Origin of the sequence: Blautia sp. HCP28S3_G10 (assembly GCF_052065235.1) — a bacterium.
GTDB lineage: Bacteria > Bacillota > Clostridia > Lachnospirales > Lachnospiraceae > Blautia_A.
Genome location: NZ_JBQHUL010000006.1, coordinates 23,760 through 45,437 on the forward strand (window position 1 = coordinate 23,760; position 21,678 = coordinate 45,437).

The following is a 21,678-nucleotide window of genomic DNA, read 5'->3' on the forward strand; positions in this document are numbered from 1 at the left end:
GCTTCCGTGATTCGAACCATTCTAATTATCACTGCGCTGCATTGTCTGAGTACCGCAGGTACGAGTTCTTGCTTAAGCAGTGATTAATAAATGAATGGGAGAATCCGGATACGCAGCCCCGATTTCCGGATCGGGTTCTTTATTATAACAGGCAGGCTGCAGGTTTTATGATTAATCCTATCAGCTATTGTCATCTTGCATATTATCTTCATCTGTTATAGAAATTTATTCCAGGATCGATATTCGCTATTCACGGCAGTTCTGGAAATAATGACTGAATCTGCCTGTATATGACAATGCCTGCACTTTCAATTCTTTCTCTGTTTCAAATATCATCTGCTAATAAATAGTTTACTCCTGCAGCATTATATATAGACTACAAATTATATTGTAACACTCAGTACAATTTCATATCACACCTTCACATATCTCTGGTTTCTGCTATTCGGCTTATCAGGTATTGTCATCTGAATCAAATTCAGCTCTATTGCCGGGTGAAGGTAATTTCTTCGGAACCCTTCTCTCGCTTTTAGTCCCAGCTGCTCCATCAAAGCATTACTTGTGTAAGGAACATCATATTCCATAACTTCAAGCAGTTTCTGGACAGGCTCTGGAAGATATTTATTTTGCTCACCAATCTGAGTAGAAATATCAGTTAGTATTTTATCAATCTGTGACAGCATAAATTCGATAAAAATAGTAGACTCTCCTGCAACATGACACTGAGAAATTGCCTCGTAATATTCATCCTGAAATTTCTCAATCTGACTTTCTACAGGAATATATTCAAACACTGGTTTCCATTTAGCCAGAATCGCTGTATGCCATAATCTTGCCATTCTTCCATTGCCATCAGAAAAAGGATGAATAAATACAAATTCGTAATGAAACACGCTACTTAGGATTAATGGGTGAATATCCTCCTGTGCTTCTTGCATCCAGGCAAATAACTCCTCCATGAGCTGTGGTACAAATCTTGCAGGCGGGGCCATAAAGATACACTGCTCTCCATTAAAAACGCCTTCCTCACCGGAACGAAATTCCCCTGATTCTTTCACAAGATACTTTGTCATAATTCCGTGGAATTTTTTTAGATGTTGAACATTGCATGGATTGATCTCTGAAAGATGCTCATACGCAGCATAAGCATTCTTTACTTCCTGAATTTCTTTTTTTTCCCCCAGTACGATTTTACCGTTGATGACATCACGAACCTGTCCCAGTGTCAAAGAGTTCGCTTCAATCTTCAAAGAGGAATGTATCGACTTGATTCTGTTATTTCTTCTCAAATGTGGTTTGGTTTCCATATTACTGGTTGCAGTTATTCGCCCTATTTTTTCGGAAATTGATGACACATACGATAATATTTTGTTTGTTATTGTAAAAGGTGGTTTGTATTCTCCCATATAAGTACCTCCGTTATCTTACGTATTATCTTACGTATTATCTTCCTCTATTATACGGATTTTATGAAAAAATTCAATTTATAGAGCAAATAAATCTTACAATTTATATCTATGGAAGAATTCACAGAAATTGTGTATATGAAGTTTATAATACTGTTATTCACGGCAATTCTAGCATTTTTCCAGCGCTCACCACGCCTGTTTTTGTGAGCTACTGGAAACAATGACTGAATCTGCCTGTATAATGTCGATAACTGACTCCTGCAGCATTTTCAAGAATGCCTCTGCATTCTTGCTGCGAGATGCGCGTCATGCAATGCATGACATACTTCTTCTGCGCATCTCTGCAATCCTGCCGGAGGCTATATCAGATGGGGGATTGACTCCCACCACTGATACTGATTTGTTGCTCGCCACCTACAGAGGTGGGAGTCATCTCACATCTGATATAAAGAACCAGGGACGGGAATATGTCTTCATTATAACAGGCTGGCTCTGCTTCTAACCTATCAACAATTTTTGTAACTGTTCAGTACCCTCACAGTTACAAGTCAAAATGCATTTCAGATCACCTTCGGTGATAGCATTTTGCCTTGTATGTCTCGGGATTTTGGCAAAAAACATGCCAAAACACCTCGCGGGATACTACCTTCTGAATAATTACCAATTTTTAATAATACTCATGATCAATCTGTATCACTGCAAAGTACTTACTCCCTGACAGTTCATGTATCCTCTCCTTCAGCCAGTTAACAATCTCATTATCTGTATAAGATGTCTTCCTCGGAACTTCCACGTCAAAAATCAGATTCGTCCTTGTCGGTCCTTTTACCATACGGAAATCATGCATACTGAAATCTTCATTAAGGAAATGCACCATCTCTTCCACCCTTGCCTTCATCGCAAGTACTTCCTCATCATTTGTGACGATCGGATCCATGTGGATCGTAGCTGAACAGTGCAGTTTTTCCTGAAGCTCATGCTCTATATGATCGATCTGCTCATGGATTTCCTGCATATCTCCATCTACTGCTACTTCTGCATGAAGTGAAATCATAACACGCCCTGGGCCATAATCATGAACAATCAGATCATGGACACCATGAACCAGCGAATGTGAAAGCACAATAGCCTTTATTTCTTCTATGAATTCCTGTTTTGGCGGCTGTCCCAGAAGAAGATCTATTGTTTCTTTCAGTGTAGAACCTCCTGTGTACAGAATAAACAGTCCTACAATAATACCAAACCATCCATCAAGAAGCAGTCCTGTGTACCTGCTGATCAGAGTTGCAATCAGAACAAGCATCGTGGACACTGTATCACTCAGGCTGTCCATAGAAGTAGCCTTCATGGCCGCACTTTCCATTTTGCGGCTCAGAGCACGATTATAATAAAACATATATAGTTTAACCAGAATTGATGCGATCAGAATTCCTAAAACAAGCGGATTACTGTCGATTGGTTCCGGCCTTCTCAATTTCCCAATAGAAGACCAGATCAGTTCAAATCCCATAACAAGAATTGCAACTGATACCAGAAGTCCTGAAATATATTCCATCCGTCCATGTCCAAACGGGTGTTCAGGATCCGGTTCCTGACCGGAAAGCCTGAACCCAATCAACGTAATAATTGAGGATCCTGCATCTGACAGGTTATTAAATGCATCTGCCGTGATCGCAATAGATCCACTCAGAGTACCTGCCAGCCACTTTCCCAGAAATAAAAGAATATTTAAACCAATCCCTACAGTTCCGCACAAAACGCCATATGCCTGACGAACCTTCGGAGCCATATAATTTCGACTGTCTTTAATAAAAAGTGATGCTAAAATATGAATCATACTTCAATCCCCCTTAAACTATTCCCTCGATAATAACACATACTTTTCTTTATTACCAGAATAATTTTCGATCAATCTGGAAAATTTTCCTCAGAAATGATAAGATATATTAAATACAAACCAATTATGTTACATCTAATATACAATCAGGAGCTATTTTATCTATGAAAAATCTGAAAAAAATCGCCATGCTCATAGATGCTGACAATACTCAGCTTTCCAAACTGGAGGCTGTTATCCAGGAAATCTCAGCCAACGGACGTATTGTTGTCAAAAGGGCTTACGGTAACTGGAGAAAAGATTCCCTCAAAAACTGGGAAAACGAACTGAAACGTCTGGCTATCAAACCTCAGCAGCAGTTTGATTATGTTTCCGGCAAAAATGCTACAGACATGGCACTTGTCATCGATACTCTTGATCTTCTTCACAGTGGAATCTACGATGCCTTTGTTATTGTTGCCAGTGACAGTGATTATACACCACTTGCCATTAAACTTCACGAATCTGGTGTTTATGTAATGGGCGTAGGCGAAAAGAAAACGCCGGAGGCTTTTCGTAATGCCTGCGATGAATTTGTGTATCTTGAAAATCTGAACAAAGAAAACGATCCGCCTGCCTCCCGTTCAGGATGTCGCTCTGCAAACGGGAACCGTAAAGATCTCGATAACGCCGAAGTAAATGATGACCGTCACAGAAATGATGATATGCGTGAAATTCATAAACTTCTCCGCATTGCATGGGACAAATACCAGGATGATGACCGATATGTAAATGTCAGCTCAGCCGGACAATATATCAAACGTGCAAAACCAGATTTCGACGCACGTACGTACGGATACGTAAAACTTCCTGACCTGATCGAAGCTTTTCCCAAAAAATATGCAATGAAACGCTATCCCGGCAAGGGAACTGTAACGATCATTGCATATAAATGTATCTGATTATAATTCGGCCTTCAGGCGATTTATTTATTGTTAAAAATCTGTATTTTTCTGAAAATAGACCACACAGTCCAGACTACACTTATACCTGCTGCAATAGAAAGTGCATACTGGACTGTAATATTTCCATAATGTGAAATATCTGCGGTCTTTCCACTTACAACTGCACTCATCGTATAATAAAGAGTACTTCCTGGTATCAGGGGCACTACAGCCGGAATAACAAACAAGGTTGTCGGTGCTTTCTTTTTGAAAGCAAGAATTTCTGAATATATTGCTGCAAATGCCGCTGCAAGAAAACCTGCCGCAAATATCCTCTCTGTAAAATACATTCCCAGAAGATAACAACCCCAGCAGAACAAACCACCCAGAGATGCTGTTATCCACAATGATTTTCTCAGATGAAATAACATAGAAAATCCCAGCGAACCAACAAAAGCCATTACTAACTGCAAAATGATCTCTTTCATATTTCCACCATCCAGATTGCTGCCATAAATCCGGCTGCAAGCGCTCCTGCCCACAAAATACCTTCTATCAGTCTCATAAGTCCGGATATTGTGTCTCCCATAAGCATATCCCTGATCGCATTGGTGATTGCGATTCCCGGTATCAGGAGCATAATATCCCCTATCATGATCTTATCCATATTCAAAAATGGTAAGATTTTTACAATTATACAGATGACTGTACCTGACAGAAATGCACAGACAAGGTCAAACATAATACTGTTTGAAAAAAGTTTTGTACCTTTTTCCTGTAAAAAGCAGATCAGAATCGACACAACAGCTGCTACAAAAGCATCCTGCCATGTTCCTCCAAAAAACATTGCAAAACTCCCTGAAGCAATAATACTTCCCACATAAAGAGTTCTCCTTCTGGCAGGATCTTCACATACCCGCATCCTTTCTGCAAATTCTTCAGGCGGTAACGGATTTGTACAGCACTGTCTGCTCAGTTCATTCAGCTGTTCAAGTACTGTAAAATCCGTACTGTTGTTAAAATTCACTCTTCTTGTATGAGTCAGAAGCCTTCCGTCCGATGTTTCCATTGTGATAATGATGCTTGAAGTAATCACAAATACGTTCATTTTGGAGGCTCCATATGCAAGTCCGATTCTTTCCAGTGTATCTTCAACTCTGTTGATTTCTGCTCCTGCATCCAGAAGTCTTTCTCCCATTTCCAGCAACAGATGCAGAAGTTTATTTTCGTCATATTCTGTTATCTGCATTTTTATCCGCTCCGTAATATTATTCAGACCACGTAAATATGAATGATGTCAGTAGTTATTTTTTATTGTAACTTCCTCCTCTTCTGTTGTCAAACCCGATTTATCCAATCAGATTTTTTATATCTCCGTCAACACTGCTGATTCCACCGATTCCAAAATTTTCCACAAGGATATTTGCAACATTTGGTGAAAGAAATGCCGGAAGTGTCGGTCCAAGGTGTATATTTTTTACACCAAGCGAAAGAAGCGCAAGTAAGACAATAACTGCTTTTTGCTCATACCATGCAATGTTATATACGATCGGCAGATCATTAATGTCATTCAGTTCAAATACTTCTTTTAATTTCAGAGCGATCACAGCCAGAGAATAAGAGTCGTTGCACTGACCTGCGTCCAGTACTCTCGGGATACCTCCGATATCTCCAAGGTTCAGTTTATTATATTTATATTTCGCACATCCTGCTGTAAGGATAACTGTGTCTTTTGGAAGTGCCTTCGCAAAATCTGTATAGTAATTTCTTGATTTTGCACGTCCATCACAGCCTGCCATAACTACAAATTTGCGGATTGCTCCTGATTTCACAGCATCTACAATCTGGTCTGCAAGTGCCAGAACCTGATTATGTGCAAAACCGCCTGTAATCTCACCTGTCTCAATTTCCTCCGGCGCTTCACATTTCTTTGCCAGTTCAATAATCTCTGAAAAATCTTTTCTTCCGTCAACATCAGCAGAAATATGTCTACATCCCGGATATGCGGCAGCTCCGGTTGTAAAAATCCTGTCTTTATAGTTTTCTTTTGGTGGCACAATACAGTTGGTCGTCATCAGTATCGGTCCATGGAAGCTGTCAAATTCCTCTTTCTGTTTCCACCATGCATTTCCATAGTTTCCCACAAAATGTGAGTATTTTTTGAACGCAGGATAATAATTTGCAGGAAGCATTTCTGAATGTGTGTAAACATCTACACCTGTACCTTCCGTCTGTTTCAAAAGCATTTCCATATCTTTGAGATCATGACCTGAAATCAGGATTCCAGGATTTTTTCTGACACCGATATTCACCTTTGTGATCTCAGGATTTCCGTAAGTCTCTGTATTGGCTCTGTCCAGAAGCGCCATGACCTGTACACCGTATTTTCCTGTTTCCAGAACAAGTGTTATCAGTTCCTCTGCACTGAGAGAATCATCGAGCGTTGCAGCCAGTGCTTTCTGAAGAAATACATCTATACTTTCTTCTTTATACCCCAGTGCTGTTGCATGTTTTTCATAGGCTGCCATACCTTTCAGACCATACGTGGTCAGCTCTCTCAGGCTTCGGATATCTTCGTTTTCTGTTGAAAGTACTCCAACTTCTGCCGCTTTTTCTGCATATTCCTGCTCTATTCCATTCCATTTTGCAGCTTCCGGAAGTTTTTCTGTATTATCTGTTTCTTTCAGAAGTTTTTCTTTTATCTTAAGGGTTTCTGTGATACGTTCTGTAATTGCTTCCTGATCAAAATTTGCGTTTGTGATTGTTGCAAATAGATTATCCACAATCAGTCTGTTTACTTTTTCTTCTATTCTTTTATTCTGTGCACGAAGTTCTGTTGTAACTGCTGACAGACCTTTTGTCACATATATAAGAAGATCCTGTACTGCAGCAACTTCAGGTTTTTTCCCACAGACACCTGACACAGTACAGCCTGTACAACCGGCCGTTTCCTGACACTGATAACAAAACATTTTTTTATCCATTTTCGTTTCTCCTTATGATTTTATTGTTACTGTTTACAGCAACATTCTATTAGATACATTGACTATAATATAGTCTGCCCCATAAAGATGTTGTTATAACAACAAAAAAGCCAGAAGTTTTTTCTTCCGACTTTTTAAGAAACTATTTAAAAGAATTCAATTCCCATCAGTGTCAGTCCATGTGCCGGCGCAGTAGGTCCTGATACAGACCTGTCACAGGCTTCAAGGATTTTTTTCACTCTTTCCGGCGGGTATTGGCCATTTCCGACCTGAATCAGTGTTCCTGCAATAATGCGGACCATATTGTAAAGAAAACCTTCACCTTTTACCCGTATGGTCACCATGTCTCCATCTCGCCAGATATCAATACCGGTAAGAGTACGCACCGTTGATTTTACCTGCGCTCCGGTTCCGCAGAAACTTGCAAAATCATGACGGCCTATCAAATAGGAGGTAGCCTCCCTCATCTTTTCGATATCAAGTTTATAATGATAAAAATATGAATACAGTCTTTCTGTAGGAACCGGGAATTTACGGTTCAGAATTCTGTATTCGTACGTTTTTTCACTGTCACAGTACCTGGGATGAAAATCAGCTTCCACCTCTTCAGATAACTGTATCCTGATGTCCTCCGGAAGACGCTGATTCAGTGCATAGGAAATTTTTTCTCCCGGAATCCTTGTATTTGTATCAAACACTGCAACATTCCCAAGTGCATGTACTCCTGCATCCGTACGGCTGGCACCTATGATCTCTATTTTTTCTCCAAGAAGTTCTGTCAGAGTATCATTCAGTACACCCTGAATCGTTATTCCGTTTGGCTGTATCTGCCAGCCACTGTAATTTGTTCCGTCATAGGCAACAACAAGTCCAACTCGCTTCATAATCCCACCACCCTGAATACAATGGCAACTGCCAGATATGCAAACAGTACAAAATATGCCATATAATCTCTTTTCTGATAACGTAGAGGCTTCATCTGCGTTCTGTGGTCACCGCCATGATAACATCTTGCTTCCATGGCCATTGCAAGATCATTTGCACGGCGAAAAGCAGATATAAACAACGGTACAAGGAGTGGCACCATGTTTTTGACTTTCTGGATCATATTTCCATTCTCGAAATCTGCTCCTCTGGCAATCTGTGCCTTCATGATCTTATCTGTTTCTTCCAGAAGAATCGGAATAAAACGAAGCGCAATAGACATCATCATTGCGATCTCATGAACAGGTACATGAATTTTGTTCAGTGGACGCAGGCTTTTTTCCAGACCGTCTGTCAACTGGTTTGGTGTTGTTGTGAGTGTCATGAGTGATGATCCTATAACCAGATAGATCAGCCTTACTGCCATTCTGACAGCGAGGGAAACTCCCTCTTTTGTTATTTTGAGGAAACCGAAACTCCATATAACTTCACCTGGTGTAAGCAGGATATTAAACACCATTGTTATCAGAAGGATCATGAAAATTGCCTTCAGGCCTTTGAAAATAAACTTCACAGGAACTGTAGAACTTATGATCACTCCTGCCAGAAATACAGTTGCCACCGCATATCCCGGCACTGTATGAAACAGAAATACAGAAATAATGAAAATCAGTGTTCCTGCAAGTTTTGTTCTTGGATCCAGCCTGTGAATCACAGATCTGGATGGATAATACTGCCCGATTGTAATATCTCTGATCATTTACCTGAACCTCCTTTCAACAAAGGAGAATTCATTTCTTTCAATGCTTTCAGAATATCATTTCTGGCCTCTTCCACTGTAATGTCCTCCGGATCTACATTAAATCCTTTCTCCCGGAGTGTATGCATAATGTACGTAATCTGCGGTGCAGCAAGGCCCATGGCTTCCAGTTCTTTATAATGGGTAAAAACTTTGCGTGGTGTATCATCGAAAGCAATCTCTCCGTGATTTACCACGATCAGCCGCTCCACGTATTTTGCAACATCTTCCATGCTGTGTGAAACAAGGATTATTGTAATCCCCCTTACTTTGTGAAGTTCTGCAATCTGATCCAGAATCTCATCTCTTCCCTTAGGATCAAGACCTGCCGTTGGTTCATCAAGAATCAGTATCTTCGGGTTCATTGCCAGTACTCCGGCAATTGCCACACGTTTCTTCTGTCCTCCGGAAAGTTCAAATGGAGATTTTCCGAAATTTTCTTCTTTAAATCCAACGTGCGCAAGTGCCTTACGGGCCTCTTCTTCCGCTTCCTTACGGCTCAGTCCCTGATTCATAGGACCGAAACATACATCAGAAAGCACATCACTTTCAAAAAGCTGATGTTCCGGATACTGAAATACCAGACCAACCTGACTCCGTAGCTCCCGTCTGTTATAATTATCTGCCCACACATCTTCCCCGTTATAAGATACAGTTCCTGATGAAGGCTTTATCAGTGCATTCAGATGCTGGATCAGCGTTGATTTACCACTCCCTGTATGCCCGATCACACCGATAAACTGTCCGTCCGGAATTTCCAGATTAATGTTCTTCAGAGCATGAATCTCATAAGAGGTTCCCGGACTGTAAGTATAAGTTACATTCTTTAATTCTATTGACATAAGGCATTTACCAACTCTTCCGTAGTAAGAATTCCATCCGGAATATCGACTCCGGACAGTTTCAGTTCATGGGCAAGAAGTGTGACCTGAGGCACATCCAGACGATATTTTTTAAGTGTTTCCACCTGTGAAAAAATCTCTCTGGGCGTTCCCTCCATAACAACATGTCCGTCATCCATAACTACCACACGATCTGCATCAATAACTTCTTCCATGTAATGAGTGATCAGGACAACCGTAACATTTTCTTCTCTGTTCAACTGATGTACAGCTTCCAGCACTTCTTTTCGACCATTGGGGTCCAGCATGGCGGTAGGTTCATCTAATACAATGCATTTTGGCCTCATCGCCATTACACCAGCTATGGCGACACGCTGTTTCTGTCCACCGGAAAGCTTGTTCGGTGAATGGTGTCTGTATGCACTCATTCCCGTTTTCTGAAGGCTTTCATCTACTCTTTTCCATATGTCTTCCGTAGGAATCCCCATATTTTCAGGACCAAACCCTATATCTTCTTCTACTACTGTGCCAATAATCTGATTATCCGGATTCTGAAATACCATACCTGCTTTCTGACGGATTTTCCATAATTCCGGTTCTTTTGCTGTGTCCATTCCATCAATCCAGATGGTTCCTTCTGTCGGAAGCAGTAACGCATTTATATGTTTGGCAAAAGTGGACTTACCAGAGCCATTATGCCCCAGTACTGCCACAAATTCACCTTCCTGAATATCAAGATCCACATTATCCACAGCTCTCTGGGTATCCTGTACGTTACCGTCCTCATCATATCTCAAATAATCAAATCCAAGTTTAACTGCCTTGATGATTCCCATTTTTTATGTCCTTTCAGGGTTGTTCTTCGGGTACTGGTACAGTGAAAATTAAGTATCTGCTATATTAACGCAGTATGATTTGCTCATATGCAAGGCGGAGGAATGAGGCGTAGCGGTGGCTACGGCGACTGACGACAACACAGCATATGAAAAATCAGACAAGTCAATATGGCAGTTACTTAATCTTTACTGTACCCAGTCCGGTCAATGAGTCGATCAGTCTCCAGATCTCATCCCTGCCCTGTTTTGTCTCAGCTGAATATGGTATCACTATTGTATCTTTTTTCAGCTGAAGCCCTTCTTTTATTGCTTTCAGGCTCTTCTGAACCTGACTGCGTTTCAGTTTGTCCAGCTTAGTGGCGATGATTATGGGATCATATCCGTTATGGAGAATCCACTCATACATCTGACGGTCATTGGCAGATGGCGCATGACGGATATCTACCAGCAGAAAAACTGCCTTAAGATCCTGCGAAGTATGAAGATATCTTTCGATCATCTTTCCCCATTTTTCTTTTTCTGTCTGCGTCACCTTTGCATAACCGTATCCCGGAAGATCCACCAGGTACATTTCATCATTGATCTTATAAAAATTGATGGTCTGTGTTTTGCCGGGCTGGGCACTGGTACGGGCCAGTGATTTGCGGTTCATCAGTCCATTTATAAGAGAAGATTTCCCTACGTTTGATTTTCCCGCAAAAGCCACCTCCGGCATACCGGTATCAGGCAGCTTACTGGTAACCCCGCATACAATGTCTAAAACTGCATTTTTTATAATCATGTATTTTTCCTTATCTTGCGAGTGCCTCATGAAGCACTTCATTCATATTGTCAACAAAAGATATCTTCAGTCCATCCAGAATTTCTTCATCCATCTCCTGAATATCCGGTTTGTTTTCTTTCGGAACAAGAACTTTCCTGATCTTTGCATATTTCGCCGCCAGAAGTTTTTCTTTCAGACCACCTATCGGCAATACTCTTCCACGCAGAGTAATCTCTCCTGTCATGGCGACATCTGCTCGTACCTCTCTGCCAATAATTGCAGAAAGCATGGCAGTCGCCATAGTAATGCCTGCTGAAGGGCCATCTTTCGGAACTGCTCCCTCCGGTATATGTACGTGAATGTCATGTTCCTGGAAAAATTCCGGTGCTATGTCATAGTTATCAGCCACTGAACGAATATAGGAAATACCCGCCTGTGCAGATTCCTTCATGACATCGCCAAGCTGACCAGTAAGAACAAGTTCGCCCTTGCCGGGCATAACGTTGACTTCAATCTGAAGTGTATCTCCTCCAACCTGTGTCCATGCCAGTCCTCTGGCAATTCCAACTTCGTCTTTTTTGTTTGCCATAAGGTAACTGTACCTCGGTTTGCCAAGATATTTTTCCAGGTTTTTTCCTGACACAGTAATCTTCTTCTGATCATCTTCCATGATCTCTCTTGCCGCTTTACGACAGATCTGACCAATCTTACGTTCCAGGTCCCTCACTCCGGCTTCCTTTGTGTAGAGATTGATGACTTTTCTGAGAGCTCCTGCCTGTATGGTAAGTCTGCCCTTTGGAATGCCGTTGACATCCAGCTGTTTCGGAACCAGATGTTCTTTTGCAATATGTTCTTTTTCGTTTTCTGTATAACCGGAAATCTCAATTACTTCCATACGGTCAAGAAGAGGTCTCGGGATTTCCTGCATATCATTTGCAGTTGCAATAAACAGTACTTCCGAAAGATCCTGTGGGATTTCCACATAATGATCATTAAAATGACTGTTCTGTTCAGGATCCAGTACTTCAAGAAGTGCTGCAGAAGTATCTCCTTTATAATCGCTGCTTGTCTTGTCAATTTCGTCAAGAAGCATCAGTGGGTTGCTGACACCTGCCTGCTGCAATGCCACAGTGATTCGGCCCGGCATAGCTCCCACATAAGTTTTACGGTGTCCACGTATCTCGGCTTCATCTCTGACACCACCCAGACATATTCTCACATATTTCTTATGAAGCGCATCTGCCACTGAATGTGCAATTGATGTCTTTCCTGTTCCCGGAGGGCCTACCAGACAGAGAATCGGACTCTTTCCACCGGAAGTGAGTTTTCTTACAGAAAGAAACTCCATGATTCTCTCTTTTACTTCTTTCATTCCATAATGACCATCTTCCAGGATCTTCCATGCTTCCTTCAGATCATCTGAATCTTCAGATCTTTTATCCCATGGAAGGCTCAGAACAGTTTCTATATAAGAACTCAGCACACTGCTTTCTGCTGCACTGCTGTTCATGCTTTTGAAACGACTGATCTCTTTTGAGATTTTTTCTTTTACTTCTTCTGATGCCTCAAGTTCATCCAGTTTTTTCCTGTATTCTTCTGCAGTGTCCTGGGTATTTTCCTCTCCCAGTTCCTCCCGGATCAGCTTCAGCTGTTCTTTCAGGATATATTCCCTCTGATTTTTGTCAATATGTGCTTTCAGTTTGCGCTGAAGGTCATGTCCTATCTGGAGTATCTCAATCTCGTTCGTAAGAATGGCTGCAACAACCTCATACTGCTCTTCCAGTGTAACTGCCTCAAGAATACGCTGACGGTTCTGCCATGTCAGTGGAAGATTCACTGCTATCTGAGATATCAGTTCTTCTGTGTTTTCTATATTCATGATCTGCGCAGCAAGATCCTTGCTGATCTTTCCGCTCTCCATGCAATAATGCTGGAACAGCTCACGTATACTTCTGTACATGGCCTCTCTCATGGATTTTGCATAATGTGCTCCGTCAGCTTCAAATCCGGCAATCTCTGCGCAGAGGTGTGGTTTCTCCTGTTCAAGGGACAATAATTCAGCGCGTTCGGTTCCTTCCACAAGTACCCTCAGGAGATCATGTGGAAGTTTTACTACCTGTTTAATATACGCTACTGTTCCGATTTTATACAGATCTGTAAGACCAGGATTTTCAACCTCCGGATCTTTCTGCGTAACAAGAAAAATTTTCTGGTCATGAAGCATAGCTGCCTCAATAGCCTTTATTGATTTTTCTCTGCTGACATCAAAGTGAACGATCATATCCGGCAATACTGTTGTTCCTCGCAAAGCAATTGCCGGAAGAATGTTAATTGACTGTTTCATGTATCTTCATTCCCTTCTTTATGCCGTCTCCGGTGTTCCATTTTTTCTGGAACGGGAACTTCTTCTTCCTGATGCCGGGATCTGTGCCGGTACTTCACCATGAACAATCTCCGGCACCCCTGTACCCTCAACAACATCTTTTGTGATCACACATTTTCGGATTGTATTGTCAGATGGAATTTTGTACATCAGATCCATAAGAGATTTTTCCATAATCGCTCTCAGTCCTCTGGCACCGGTCTTACGTTCCAGAGATTTTCTGGCTACCAGTTCCAGTGCCTCATTATCAAACTCGAGGTCAACTCCATCCAGTTCAAAAAGTTTGTGATACTGTTTTGTGAGTGAGTTTTTAGGCTCCTTCAGAATACGGATCAGAGCTTCTTCATCCAGTCCATCCAGTGTAACAACAATAGGAACTCGCCCGATAAATTCAGGAATCAGACCGTACTTGATAAAATCTTCCGGCATAACATCCTTCAGCACATCTCCGATCTTGCGGTCTTCCCTGACAGATACATCAGCTCCGAATCCAATTGCCTTTGTCTCTTTTCGTGCCTCAATAGTCTTTTCTATTCCGTCAAAAGCACCTCCGCAGATAAAGAGGATATTGGTTGTATCAATCTGCAGAAATTCCTGATGTGGATGTTTGCGTCCACCCTGCGGCGGTACGCTTGCAACAGTTCCCTCAAGGATCTTAAGAAGTGCCTGCTGTACACCTTCACCGGATACATCACGTGTAATGGATGCATTTTCGGATTTTCTGGTGATCTTATCGATCTCATCTATATAAATAATTCCATACTGTGCACGTTCAATGTCATAATCTGCTGCCTGAATGATCTTCAGAAGAATATTCTCAACATCTTCACCTACATAACCTGCTTCTGTGAGAGTTGTAGCATCTGCAATAGCAAAAGGTACATTCAGAAGACGGGCAAGTGTCTGGGCAAGAAGAGTTTTTCCTGAACCTGTAGGTCCAAGCATCAGAATATTACTTTTCTGAAGTTCCACATCCAGATCATGAGAAGCTGTAATTCTCTTATAATGGTTATATACCGCTACAGACAACGCCTTTTTGGCTTCATCCTGACCGATTACATAATCATCCAGAATTTTGTGAATCTCTTCCGGCTTAAGCAGATTGATGTCTGTATCGTAAGCATCTCCCGGCCCGTACTGTGCCAGTTCCTCTTCCATAATTTCGGAACAGATACCGATACATTCGTCACAAATAAAAACCCCATCCGGGCCTGCGATCAGTTTGCGAACCTGATCTTCGGATTTGTGGCAAAATGAACATCTGACTTTTCCATCTCTAATTTTATCTGCCATAAATATTTCTCGTTTCCTTTCTGATTGATAAAAGCAAGATAAGACTCCTGAATCCAGGAGTCTTTTCTATGCATTATTTATGCTCAACAACACCGTCGATCAGTCCATATGCCTTTGCTTCTTCCGCAGTCATATAATTATCGCGGTCTGTATCTTTTTCTACAACCTCAAGAGGCTGTCCTGTGTTTTCTGCAAGCATTTCATTTAATGTACGTTTGGTCTGTGCAATGTGATCTGCTACGATCTGAATTTCTGTTGCCTGACCCTGCGCACCGCCTGACGGCTGGTGAATCATGATTGTAGAGTGTGGAAGGGCATATCTTTTACCCTTTGTTCCTCCTGCCAGAAGAAATGCGCCCATGCTGGCTGCCATTCCAAGACAGATTGTAGAAACATCACACTTAATATATTTCATGGTATCATAAATTGCCATACCTGCTGTTACAGAACCACCCGGACTGTTGATATACAGCTGAATATCTTTGCTCGGGTCTTCTGCTTCCAGGAAAAGAAGCTGCGCTACAATGATACTTGCGCTCACGTCATTTACTTCCTCTCCCAGAAAGATAATACGGTCTTTCAGAAGACGGGAGTATATATCATAGCTTCTTTCTCCTCTGCTGGTCTGCTCAATGACATAAGGTACTAAACTCATATAAATGCCTCCATTCGTCGCTTCGCAGCGGATCAGAACGTCTGCTTAGGCTTCTTTTGCTTCGTCTGCAACCAGAGTTACGGCTTTCTGTACAGCCATATCTTTCTTCATCTGCTCTAACTCGCGGTCACCAAGCAGTTCTTTGATCTTGTCTGCTTCCATTTTATATGCTTCAGCCATTTTCTTGATTTCTTCTTCAACTTCTTCCTCTGTAGGCTGAATATTTTCTACTTCTGCAATCTTCTCAAGAACCAGTCTTGTCTGGATTCTCTTAAGAGCCTGAGGTTTCATTTCTTCCTGCATCTTTTCTGCTGTCATTCCTGTGAACTGGAAATACTGCTCCATTGTAAGTCCCTGGGACTGCATTCTTCTGGAGAAATCATCCAGCATCTGACGAATCTGTGTATTCAGCATTGCATCCGGAATTTCCATCTCTGCATTTTCGATTGCTTTGTCTACAGCAGCGTTTTCTTTTGCTGCACGTGCTTCTTTTTCTTTCTTTTCTGTCAGGTTCTTTTTGATATCTTCTTTGTACTCTGCAAGAGTATCAAATTCAGAAGCATCCTGTGCAAAATCATCATCCAGTTCCGGAAGTTCTTTTGCTTCTACTTTCTTAACGTCACACTGGAATACAGCTTCTTTGCCAGCCAGTTCTTTTGCCTGGTAGTCTTCCGGGAAGGAAACCTTAACTTCTACATGGTCTCCGGCTTTTGCGCCAACCAGCTGATCTTCAAATCCAGGAATGAAAGATCCTGAACCAAGGGTCAGCGGATAATCTGTTCCTTTGCCGCCATCGAATGCTGTTCCATCGATGAATCCTTCGAAATCGATTGTTGTGATATCGCCGTTTTCTGCTCCACGGTCTTCTACTGTAACTGTTCTGGAGTTTTTCTCCTGTTCTTTCTTCAGTTCAGCTTCAACATCTTCATCAGTTACTTCTGTATCTGCCTTCGGAACTTCTACTCCTTTGTACTCTCCAAGAGTAACTTCCGGTTTAACTGCAACTTCAGCTGTAAAGATGAAAGCTTTTCCTGGTTCAGCCTGTGTTACATCAATCTGTGGCTGGGAAACGATCTCCAGATCACATTCTTCAAGTGCTTTGCTGTAATGTTCCGGAATCAGCGCATTAGCTGCATCTTCAAGGAAAATTCCTTTTCCATACATCTGCTCGATCATTTTTCTTGGAGCTTTTCCTTTACGGAATCCCGGAAGAGTGATTTTTCCTTTTGCTTTCTGGTATGCATTCTGCATTGCTTTCTCTAAATCTTCAGCAGAAACCTCAATTGTAAGTTTTGCCATGTTTTTTTCCAGTTTTTCGACGTTTAAACTCATGTTTCCTGTTCCTCCTTAATTTTCAGGTTTATACCTGTGTTACTTCTATTTTTTATATCCCTGCCGCCTGTTCTTCAGTAGTGCAGGTATCTGTATCTCCATATAAAGAAATACAATTACAGTCATTATCGTAGTATAGCACAACAGTCACAAAAACGCCAGTATTTTTTTAGCGAAAAGCCCTGTTTTCCCTTGTTTTTCCTTTGTTTTTCCTTTATTTACGGGAATAAACCACAGATTCCGCAATTTCCTCTGCTGTTTTTGCACCAAGAAGCTGTTCGATAAGGCTCAGTGCAAAATCAACTGCTGTTCCAAGGCCTCTGCTTGTCGTTACATTTCCGTCGATCACAACTTTTTCTTCAGAACGTTCTGCTCCTTTCAAACCCTCCATGCAGGAAGGATATGCCGTAGCTTTTCTGTTTTCAAGGAAACCAAGTGATGCAAATACTGTCGGTGCAGCGCAGATCGCAGCGATTTTTTTACCACTGTTGTAAAAATCTGTAAGCAGATCTGTAAGCGGTTTATATTCTCCCAGATATTTTGTACCAGGCATTCCTCCTGGAAGTACAAGCATATCTGCATCTGAGAAATCTGTTTCAGAAAAGATTCTGTCCGTCTGCATTACAATCTTATGTGAAGTAGTCACTGTTTTTATTTCTTTTATTGAAACTGTTTCAATGCTGATTCCGGCTCTTCGCATAAGATCCACAACAGTCAGACCCTCAATATCTTCAAATCCGTCAGCAAGAAAAATATATACTTTTTTGCTCATAAAAACTCCTCCGTTCTTTATGTTATTGCTGCTCACCGGCATTAAGTATAGCATTTTTCCATAAAAAGCGATATACTAATTCACAAAAAAGATCTTGAAAAATGGAGGAAAAAATGGAGATTGAACGTAAATTTCTGATAAAAAAAGAGCAGCTTCCTGCTGATTATTATTCTTATCCCTGTCATCAGATCGAACAGGGGTATCTCTGTACAGAACCAGTGGTGCGTATCCGCAGACAGGATGAGGAATATTATCTCACTTACAAATCAAAAGGTCTTATGGCAAGAGAAGAGTACAATCTTCCCCTTACAGAAGAAGCCTATCTTCATCTGAAGCCGAAAGCCGACGGTCTTGTCATATCCAAAACCCGCTATCTGATCCCCGAAAAAGACAGGCTTACTATTGAGCTTGATGTTTTTCATGATGACTATGAAGGTCTCCTGCTTGCAGAAGTAGAGTTCATTTCTGAAGAACAGGCAAATTCCTATACACCTCCGGCATGGTTCGGAGAGGATGTTACCTGGTCATCCGCCTATCACAACAGCACACTCAGCAAAGGAAAAAGCAGGAATTAATCTTCCTGCTTTTCTTCTGCATGTTTTTCCGGAACATGCGCCATATCATCTTCTCCTGTCATAAGAAATTTACGAATTGCAAAAAGTATTGCTATTGCAATAACTCCGATCAGTGTCTGGGTTGTCTGAAGATGCTCCACTACCATCTGCCTGGCTGTTGCAAACAGAAGCACCTCCACAACTGTCTGTGCAGAATGAAGGCAGAGCATTTTTACAAATTCAACACCAACTACCAGTGACAGTGCATTAGAAAGAAATTCCGAAAAAAAATCCATATCCATATTCAGGACAGAAATCTCAGTCACCGCATGGATCAGACGTATTCCTGCCAGTGCAATCACTATGAGGATCACTATTGACAGAAGAATTTCTGTGTATCTGGCAATATTATAGATCCACTCATTAAATTTTTTACGAATTCTGTGGTTTACTTCCCGGCGCATAGTACCTCCCATAATCTTTGTTTTAGTAAAGTTTATCACGGGAGATCATATGCTGTCATGTGCTTTCCTGTATACAATGCTGTTATGATGTACTTTTCAGCATACAAAACAATCTCAGAAAACCTTTGTTGTCCATCTGCTCATATCCCAGACTTCATTTACCACTTCCTGATAAAATTCAGGTTCATGACAGATCAGCAAAATGCTTCCTCTGTATTCTTTCAACGCTGTTTTCAGTGCTTCTTTCGCATCTACATCCAGATGGTTCGTAGGCTCGTCCAGAAGAAGGACATTTGTATCCCTGTTTACAAGTTTGCACAGGCGAACTTTTGCCTGCTCACCGCCACTCAGCACCCTTACCTGGCTTTCAATATGCTTTGTTGTCAGTCCGCATTTTGCAAGTGCAGAACGAACCTCATACTGTGTATAAGATGGAAATTCCTGCCACAGTTCTTCAATACAGGTAGTTTTGTTGTCACCTTTTACTTCCTGTTCAAAATATCCAATGGCCAGATTTTCACCTCTCTCGCAGTTTCCTTTAAGTGCAGGAATCAGACCAAGAATACTCTTCAGCAAAGTGGTCTTTCCGATTCCATTGGTTCCAACCAGTGCAATCTTCTGACCGCGTTCCATCGTGAAATTAAGAGGTTTTGAAAGTGGTTCATCATAACCAATCACAAGGTCATGTGTTTCAAACAACATTTTTCCAGGAGTACGCCCATAACGAAAATGAAACTCCGGCTTCGGTTTTTCTGCCGCCAGTTCGATCACATCCATTTTGTCAAGTTTCTTCTGACGGGACATTGCCATGTTTCTGGTTGAAACACGGGCCTTGTTTCTTGCAACAAAATCCTTCAGTTCGCTGATTTCCTGCTGCTGACGGCGATATGCTGCCTCAAGCTGCGCTTTCTTTACTGCATAAACCTCCTGAAAATGATCATAATCTCCCACATAACGGTTCAGCTCCTGGTTTTCCATATGATAAATAATATTTACCACATCATTAAGGAATGGTATGTCATGCGAGATCAATATAAATGCATTTTCATAATCCAGAAGATAACGTTTCAGCCAGGCAATATGTTCTTCATCCAGATAGTTGGTTGGTTCATCCAGAAGGAGGATATCCGGTTTTTCAAGAAGAAGTTTGCCAAGGAGAACCTTCGTTCTCTGACCGCCGCTTAAATCTGTCACGTCACGGTCGAGTCCCAGATCAAGAAGTCCGAGTGCCCTTGCCACTTCTTCTACTTTTGCGTCGATCACATAGAAATCATGCAGTGTCAGTTCGTCCTGAATAGTTCCCAGCTCTTCCATAAGTGCTTCCATCTCATCTTCACCGGACGTTCCCAGAAGGTCACAGATTTCATTCATTCTCTGTTCTTTCTGAAGCAGTGGATCAAAAGCAGACTTCAGGACTTCCTGTATGGTCATTCCCTTTTCCAGAACTGCATGCTGATCAAGATAACCGGCATGGACATTTTTTGCCCATTCCACTTTACCTTCATCGGGCATCAGCTTCCCGGTCACAATGCTCATAAAAGTAGATTTTCCTTCACCGTTAGCGCCTACAAGGCCGATGTGTTCTCCTTTGAGAAGTCGAAAGGAAACATCCGAAAAGATAGCTCTGTCTCCAAATCCATGCGTGAGATGTTCAACGTTTAATATACTCATAAAATTCTCCAGTTAAATTATTTCAGAAGATTTTCTGTAACTTTTTCAAGTTCATCTCTGATCTTAATATGCTGTGGACATACTTCTTCGCATTTTCCACATTTTATACACTCTGTGGCAGATTTTCTTCCGTGGCTGCCTACAAGCCAGTTTTCCTGATGAAGAGCCTGCTCTTTGCTTCCGTACAGTGTCAGATAATTCATTGCTGTAAATGATCCTGAAATTCCGATTTCTTTCGGACAGACTTTTGCACAGTAATTACATGTTGTACATGGAATCAACGGGATTTTTTTCAGTTCTTCCTGTGCTTTTTTGAGGGTTTCTTTTTCTTTCTCTGAAAGTCCCTCAAATGTCTTCATATAAGAGAGGTTGTCTTCCATCTGAGCCGCATTGCTCATTCCTGACAGAACTGTGATAATTCCTTCCAGACTTGCCGCAAATCGAACTGCCCAGGAAGCTGATGAAGATTCCGGTTCTGCATTTTTGAGGATTTTTTCCACACTTGCAGGTGGTGTAGCCAGCATTCCGCCTTTTACTGGTTCCATGACAATAACCGGTTTGCCGTGTTTACGTGCTACTTCGTAGCATGCTCTTGACTGGATTGCAGGGTTTTCCCAGTCTGCGTAGTTGATCTGCAGCTGAACAAATTCCATTTCAGGATGTTCAGTCAGGATTGCTTCCAGTTCTTCCGGTGTTGAATGAAAAGAAAATCCAGCATGTTTAATGAGTCCCTGTGCTTTTTTCTCCTGAACCCATTCCCATAGACCGAATTCGTTGAAATATTTTGTACGCATCTCTCCAAGGTTATGTAACAGATAAAAATCGAAATATCCTGCTCCTGTCTGTTTCAGAGATGCTTCAAACTGTGCTGTTGCATCTTCTCTTGTTTTACAGTTGATCCATGCCGCATTTTTGGTTGCAAGCTGAAATTTTTCTCTTGGATATCTTTCTACCAGTGCCTGACGGATTGCATCTTCACTTCCTGCATAAGCCCAGGCAGTGTCAAAATAGGTAAATCCTGCCTCCATAAAAAGATCTACCATTTCTTTTGTCTGTTCAATATCAATTGTTTTGTCTTCCAGCTGTGGCAGGCGCATAAGACCAAATCCAAGTTTTCTGATGTTTTCTCCCAAATATGACAAATCCATCTACCTCCTGTATTTTGTATATATTTCTGCACTCTCACAGAATATAGCCACCTGACCGGTCAGCAGCGTATTACTATTATTTTAACACA

Annotated in this window: 20 protein-coding genes; 2 read left to right on the forward strand and 18 right to left on the reverse strand. The window is 41.5% G+C overall.

What is annotated here, in order from left to right; translation table 11 throughout:
• Positions 1–413: 413 nt before the first annotated feature.
• The gene (locus ACTNB8_RS04345; RefSeq protein WP_441052605.1) at positions 414–1,406 is read right to left on the reverse strand and encodes a Fic family protein; all 993 of its coding nucleotides are present in this window, start codon (positions 1,404–1,406) and stop codon (positions 414–416) included.
• A 670-nt stretch (positions 1,407–2,076) separates the two neighbouring features.
• Positions 2,077–3,246 carry a cation diffusion facilitator family transporter gene (locus tag ACTNB8_RS04350; protein WP_441052607.1) on the reverse strand — a complete coding sequence of 390 codons (1,170 nt, stop codon included), beginning with the start codon at positions 3,244–3,246 and terminating at the stop codon, positions 2,077–2,079.
• A gap of 164 nt (positions 3,247–3,410) precedes the next feature.
• On the opposite strand from ACTNB8_RS04350, the gene ACTNB8_RS04355 reads away from it, so the two are divergent.
• Positions 3,411–4,187, forward strand: coding sequence for an NYN domain-containing protein (locus ACTNB8_RS04355; protein WP_296157676.1), 777 nt, complete (start codon positions 3,411–3,413; stop codon positions 4,185–4,187).
• A gap of 23 nt (positions 4,188–4,210) precedes the next feature.
• On the opposite strand, the gene ACTNB8_RS04360 is transcribed toward ACTNB8_RS04355, so the two are convergent.
• From ACTNB8_RS04360 to ACTNB8_RS04420, 13 genes are all read right to left on the reverse strand, one after another.
• A complete protein-coding gene (locus ACTNB8_RS04360) occupies positions 4,211–4,657 on the reverse strand; it encodes a threonine/serine exporter family protein (RefSeq protein WP_441052609.1) in 447 nt (148 codons plus the stop codon).
• Positions 4,654–5,418 carry a threonine/serine exporter family protein gene (locus tag ACTNB8_RS04365; RefSeq protein ID WP_441052611.1) on the reverse strand — a complete coding sequence of 255 codons (765 nt, stop codon included), beginning with the start codon at positions 5,416–5,418 and terminating at the stop codon, positions 4,654–4,656. The genes ACTNB8_RS04360 and ACTNB8_RS04365 overlap by 4 nt, the downstream gene beginning before the upstream one ends.
• Before the next feature lie 100 nt (positions 5,419–5,518).
• Positions 5,519–7,153, reverse strand: coding sequence for a hydroxylamine reductase (hcp, locus tag ACTNB8_RS04370; RefSeq protein ID WP_441052613.1), 1,635 nt, complete (start codon positions 7,151–7,153; stop codon positions 5,519–5,521).
• Positions 7,154–7,299: 146 nt separating this feature from the next.
• Positions 7,300–8,037, reverse strand: a complete 738-nt coding sequence (gene truA / locus ACTNB8_RS04375; protein ID WP_441052615.1) for a tRNA pseudouridine(38-40) synthase TruA — start codon at positions 8,035–8,037, stop codon at positions 7,300–7,302.
• Positions 8,034–8,837, reverse strand: a complete 804-nt coding sequence (locus ACTNB8_RS04380; RefSeq protein ID WP_441052617.1) for an energy-coupling factor transporter transmembrane component T family protein — start codon at positions 8,835–8,837, stop codon at positions 8,034–8,036. Before ACTNB8_RS04380 ends, truA begins: the two co-directional genes overlap by 4 nt.
• Positions 8,834–9,718, reverse strand: coding sequence for an energy-coupling factor transporter ATPase (locus ACTNB8_RS04385; protein WP_441052619.1), 885 nt, complete (start codon positions 9,716–9,718; stop codon positions 8,834–8,836). The genes ACTNB8_RS04380 and ACTNB8_RS04385 overlap by 4 nt, the downstream gene beginning before the upstream one ends.
• A complete protein-coding gene (locus ACTNB8_RS04390; protein WP_441052620.1) occupies positions 9,709–10,554 on the reverse strand; it encodes an energy-coupling factor transporter ATPase in 846 nt (281 codons plus the stop codon). The genes ACTNB8_RS04385 and ACTNB8_RS04390 overlap by 10 nt, the downstream gene beginning before the upstream one ends.
• A 175-nt stretch (positions 10,555–10,729) precedes the next feature.
• Positions 10,730–11,335, reverse strand: a complete 606-nt coding sequence (yihA, locus tag ACTNB8_RS04395) for a ribosome biogenesis GTP-binding protein YihA/YsxC (RefSeq protein ID WP_441052622.1) — start codon at positions 11,333–11,335, stop codon at positions 10,730–10,732.
• A gap of 10 nt (positions 11,336–11,345) precedes the next feature.
• On the reverse strand, positions 11,346–13,661 hold the full coding sequence (lon, locus tag ACTNB8_RS04400) for an endopeptidase La (RefSeq protein ID WP_441052624.1): 2,316 nt from the start codon (positions 13,659–13,661) through the stop codon (positions 11,346–11,348).
• A gap of 18 nt (positions 13,662–13,679) precedes the next feature.
• Positions 13,680–14,993, reverse strand: a complete 1,314-nt coding sequence (clpX, locus tag ACTNB8_RS04405; protein ID WP_441052626.1) for an ATP-dependent Clp protease ATP-binding subunit ClpX — start codon at positions 14,991–14,993, stop codon at positions 13,680–13,682.
• Positions 14,994–15,066: 73 nt separating this feature from the next.
• Positions 15,067–15,648: an ATP-dependent Clp endopeptidase proteolytic subunit ClpP gene (clpP, locus tag ACTNB8_RS04410; protein ID WP_296157661.1), complete on the reverse strand. Its 582-nt coding sequence runs from the start codon at positions 15,646–15,648 to the stop codon at positions 15,067–15,069.
• Between the two features lie 45 nt (positions 15,649–15,693).
• On the reverse strand, positions 15,694–16,980 hold the full coding sequence (gene tig / locus ACTNB8_RS04415) for a trigger factor (protein WP_441052628.1): 1,287 nt from the start codon (positions 16,978–16,980) through the stop codon (positions 15,694–15,696).
• A 214-nt stretch (positions 16,981–17,194) separates the two neighbouring features.
• A complete protein-coding gene (locus ACTNB8_RS04420) occupies positions 17,195–17,752 on the reverse strand; it encodes a DJ-1 family glyoxalase III (RefSeq protein ID WP_441052630.1) in 558 nt (185 codons plus the stop codon).
• Positions 17,753–17,865: 113 nt separating this feature from the next.
• Between ACTNB8_RS04420 and ACTNB8_RS04425 the strand changes: the two genes are divergently transcribed.
• Entirely contained in the window at positions 17,866–18,327 is a 462-nt protein-coding gene (locus ACTNB8_RS04425; protein WP_441052632.1) for a CYTH domain-containing protein, read from the forward strand.
• On the opposite strand, the gene ACTNB8_RS04430 is transcribed toward ACTNB8_RS04425, so the two are convergent.
• From ACTNB8_RS04430 to ACTNB8_RS04440, 3 genes are all read right to left on the reverse strand, one after another.
• Complete coding sequence (locus ACTNB8_RS04430; RefSeq protein WP_441052634.1) at positions 18,324–18,770, reverse strand: transporter; 447 nt, start codon at positions 18,768–18,770, stop codon at positions 18,324–18,326. The genes ACTNB8_RS04425 and ACTNB8_RS04430 overlap by 4 nt on opposite strands.
• Before the next feature lie 114 nt (positions 18,771–18,884).
• Positions 18,885–20,441 (reverse strand): ABC-F family ATP-binding cassette domain-containing protein, encoded by a 1,557-nt coding sequence (locus tag ACTNB8_RS04435; RefSeq protein ID WP_441052636.1) that lies wholly within the window; start codon positions 20,439–20,441, stop codon positions 18,885–18,887.
• Between the two features lie 17 nt (positions 20,442–20,458).
• Positions 20,459–21,583: an aldo/keto reductase gene (locus ACTNB8_RS04440; RefSeq protein ID WP_441052638.1), complete on the reverse strand. Its 1,125-nt coding sequence runs from the start codon at positions 21,581–21,583 to the stop codon at positions 20,459–20,461.
• Between the last annotated feature and the right edge of the window lie 95 nt (positions 21,584–21,678).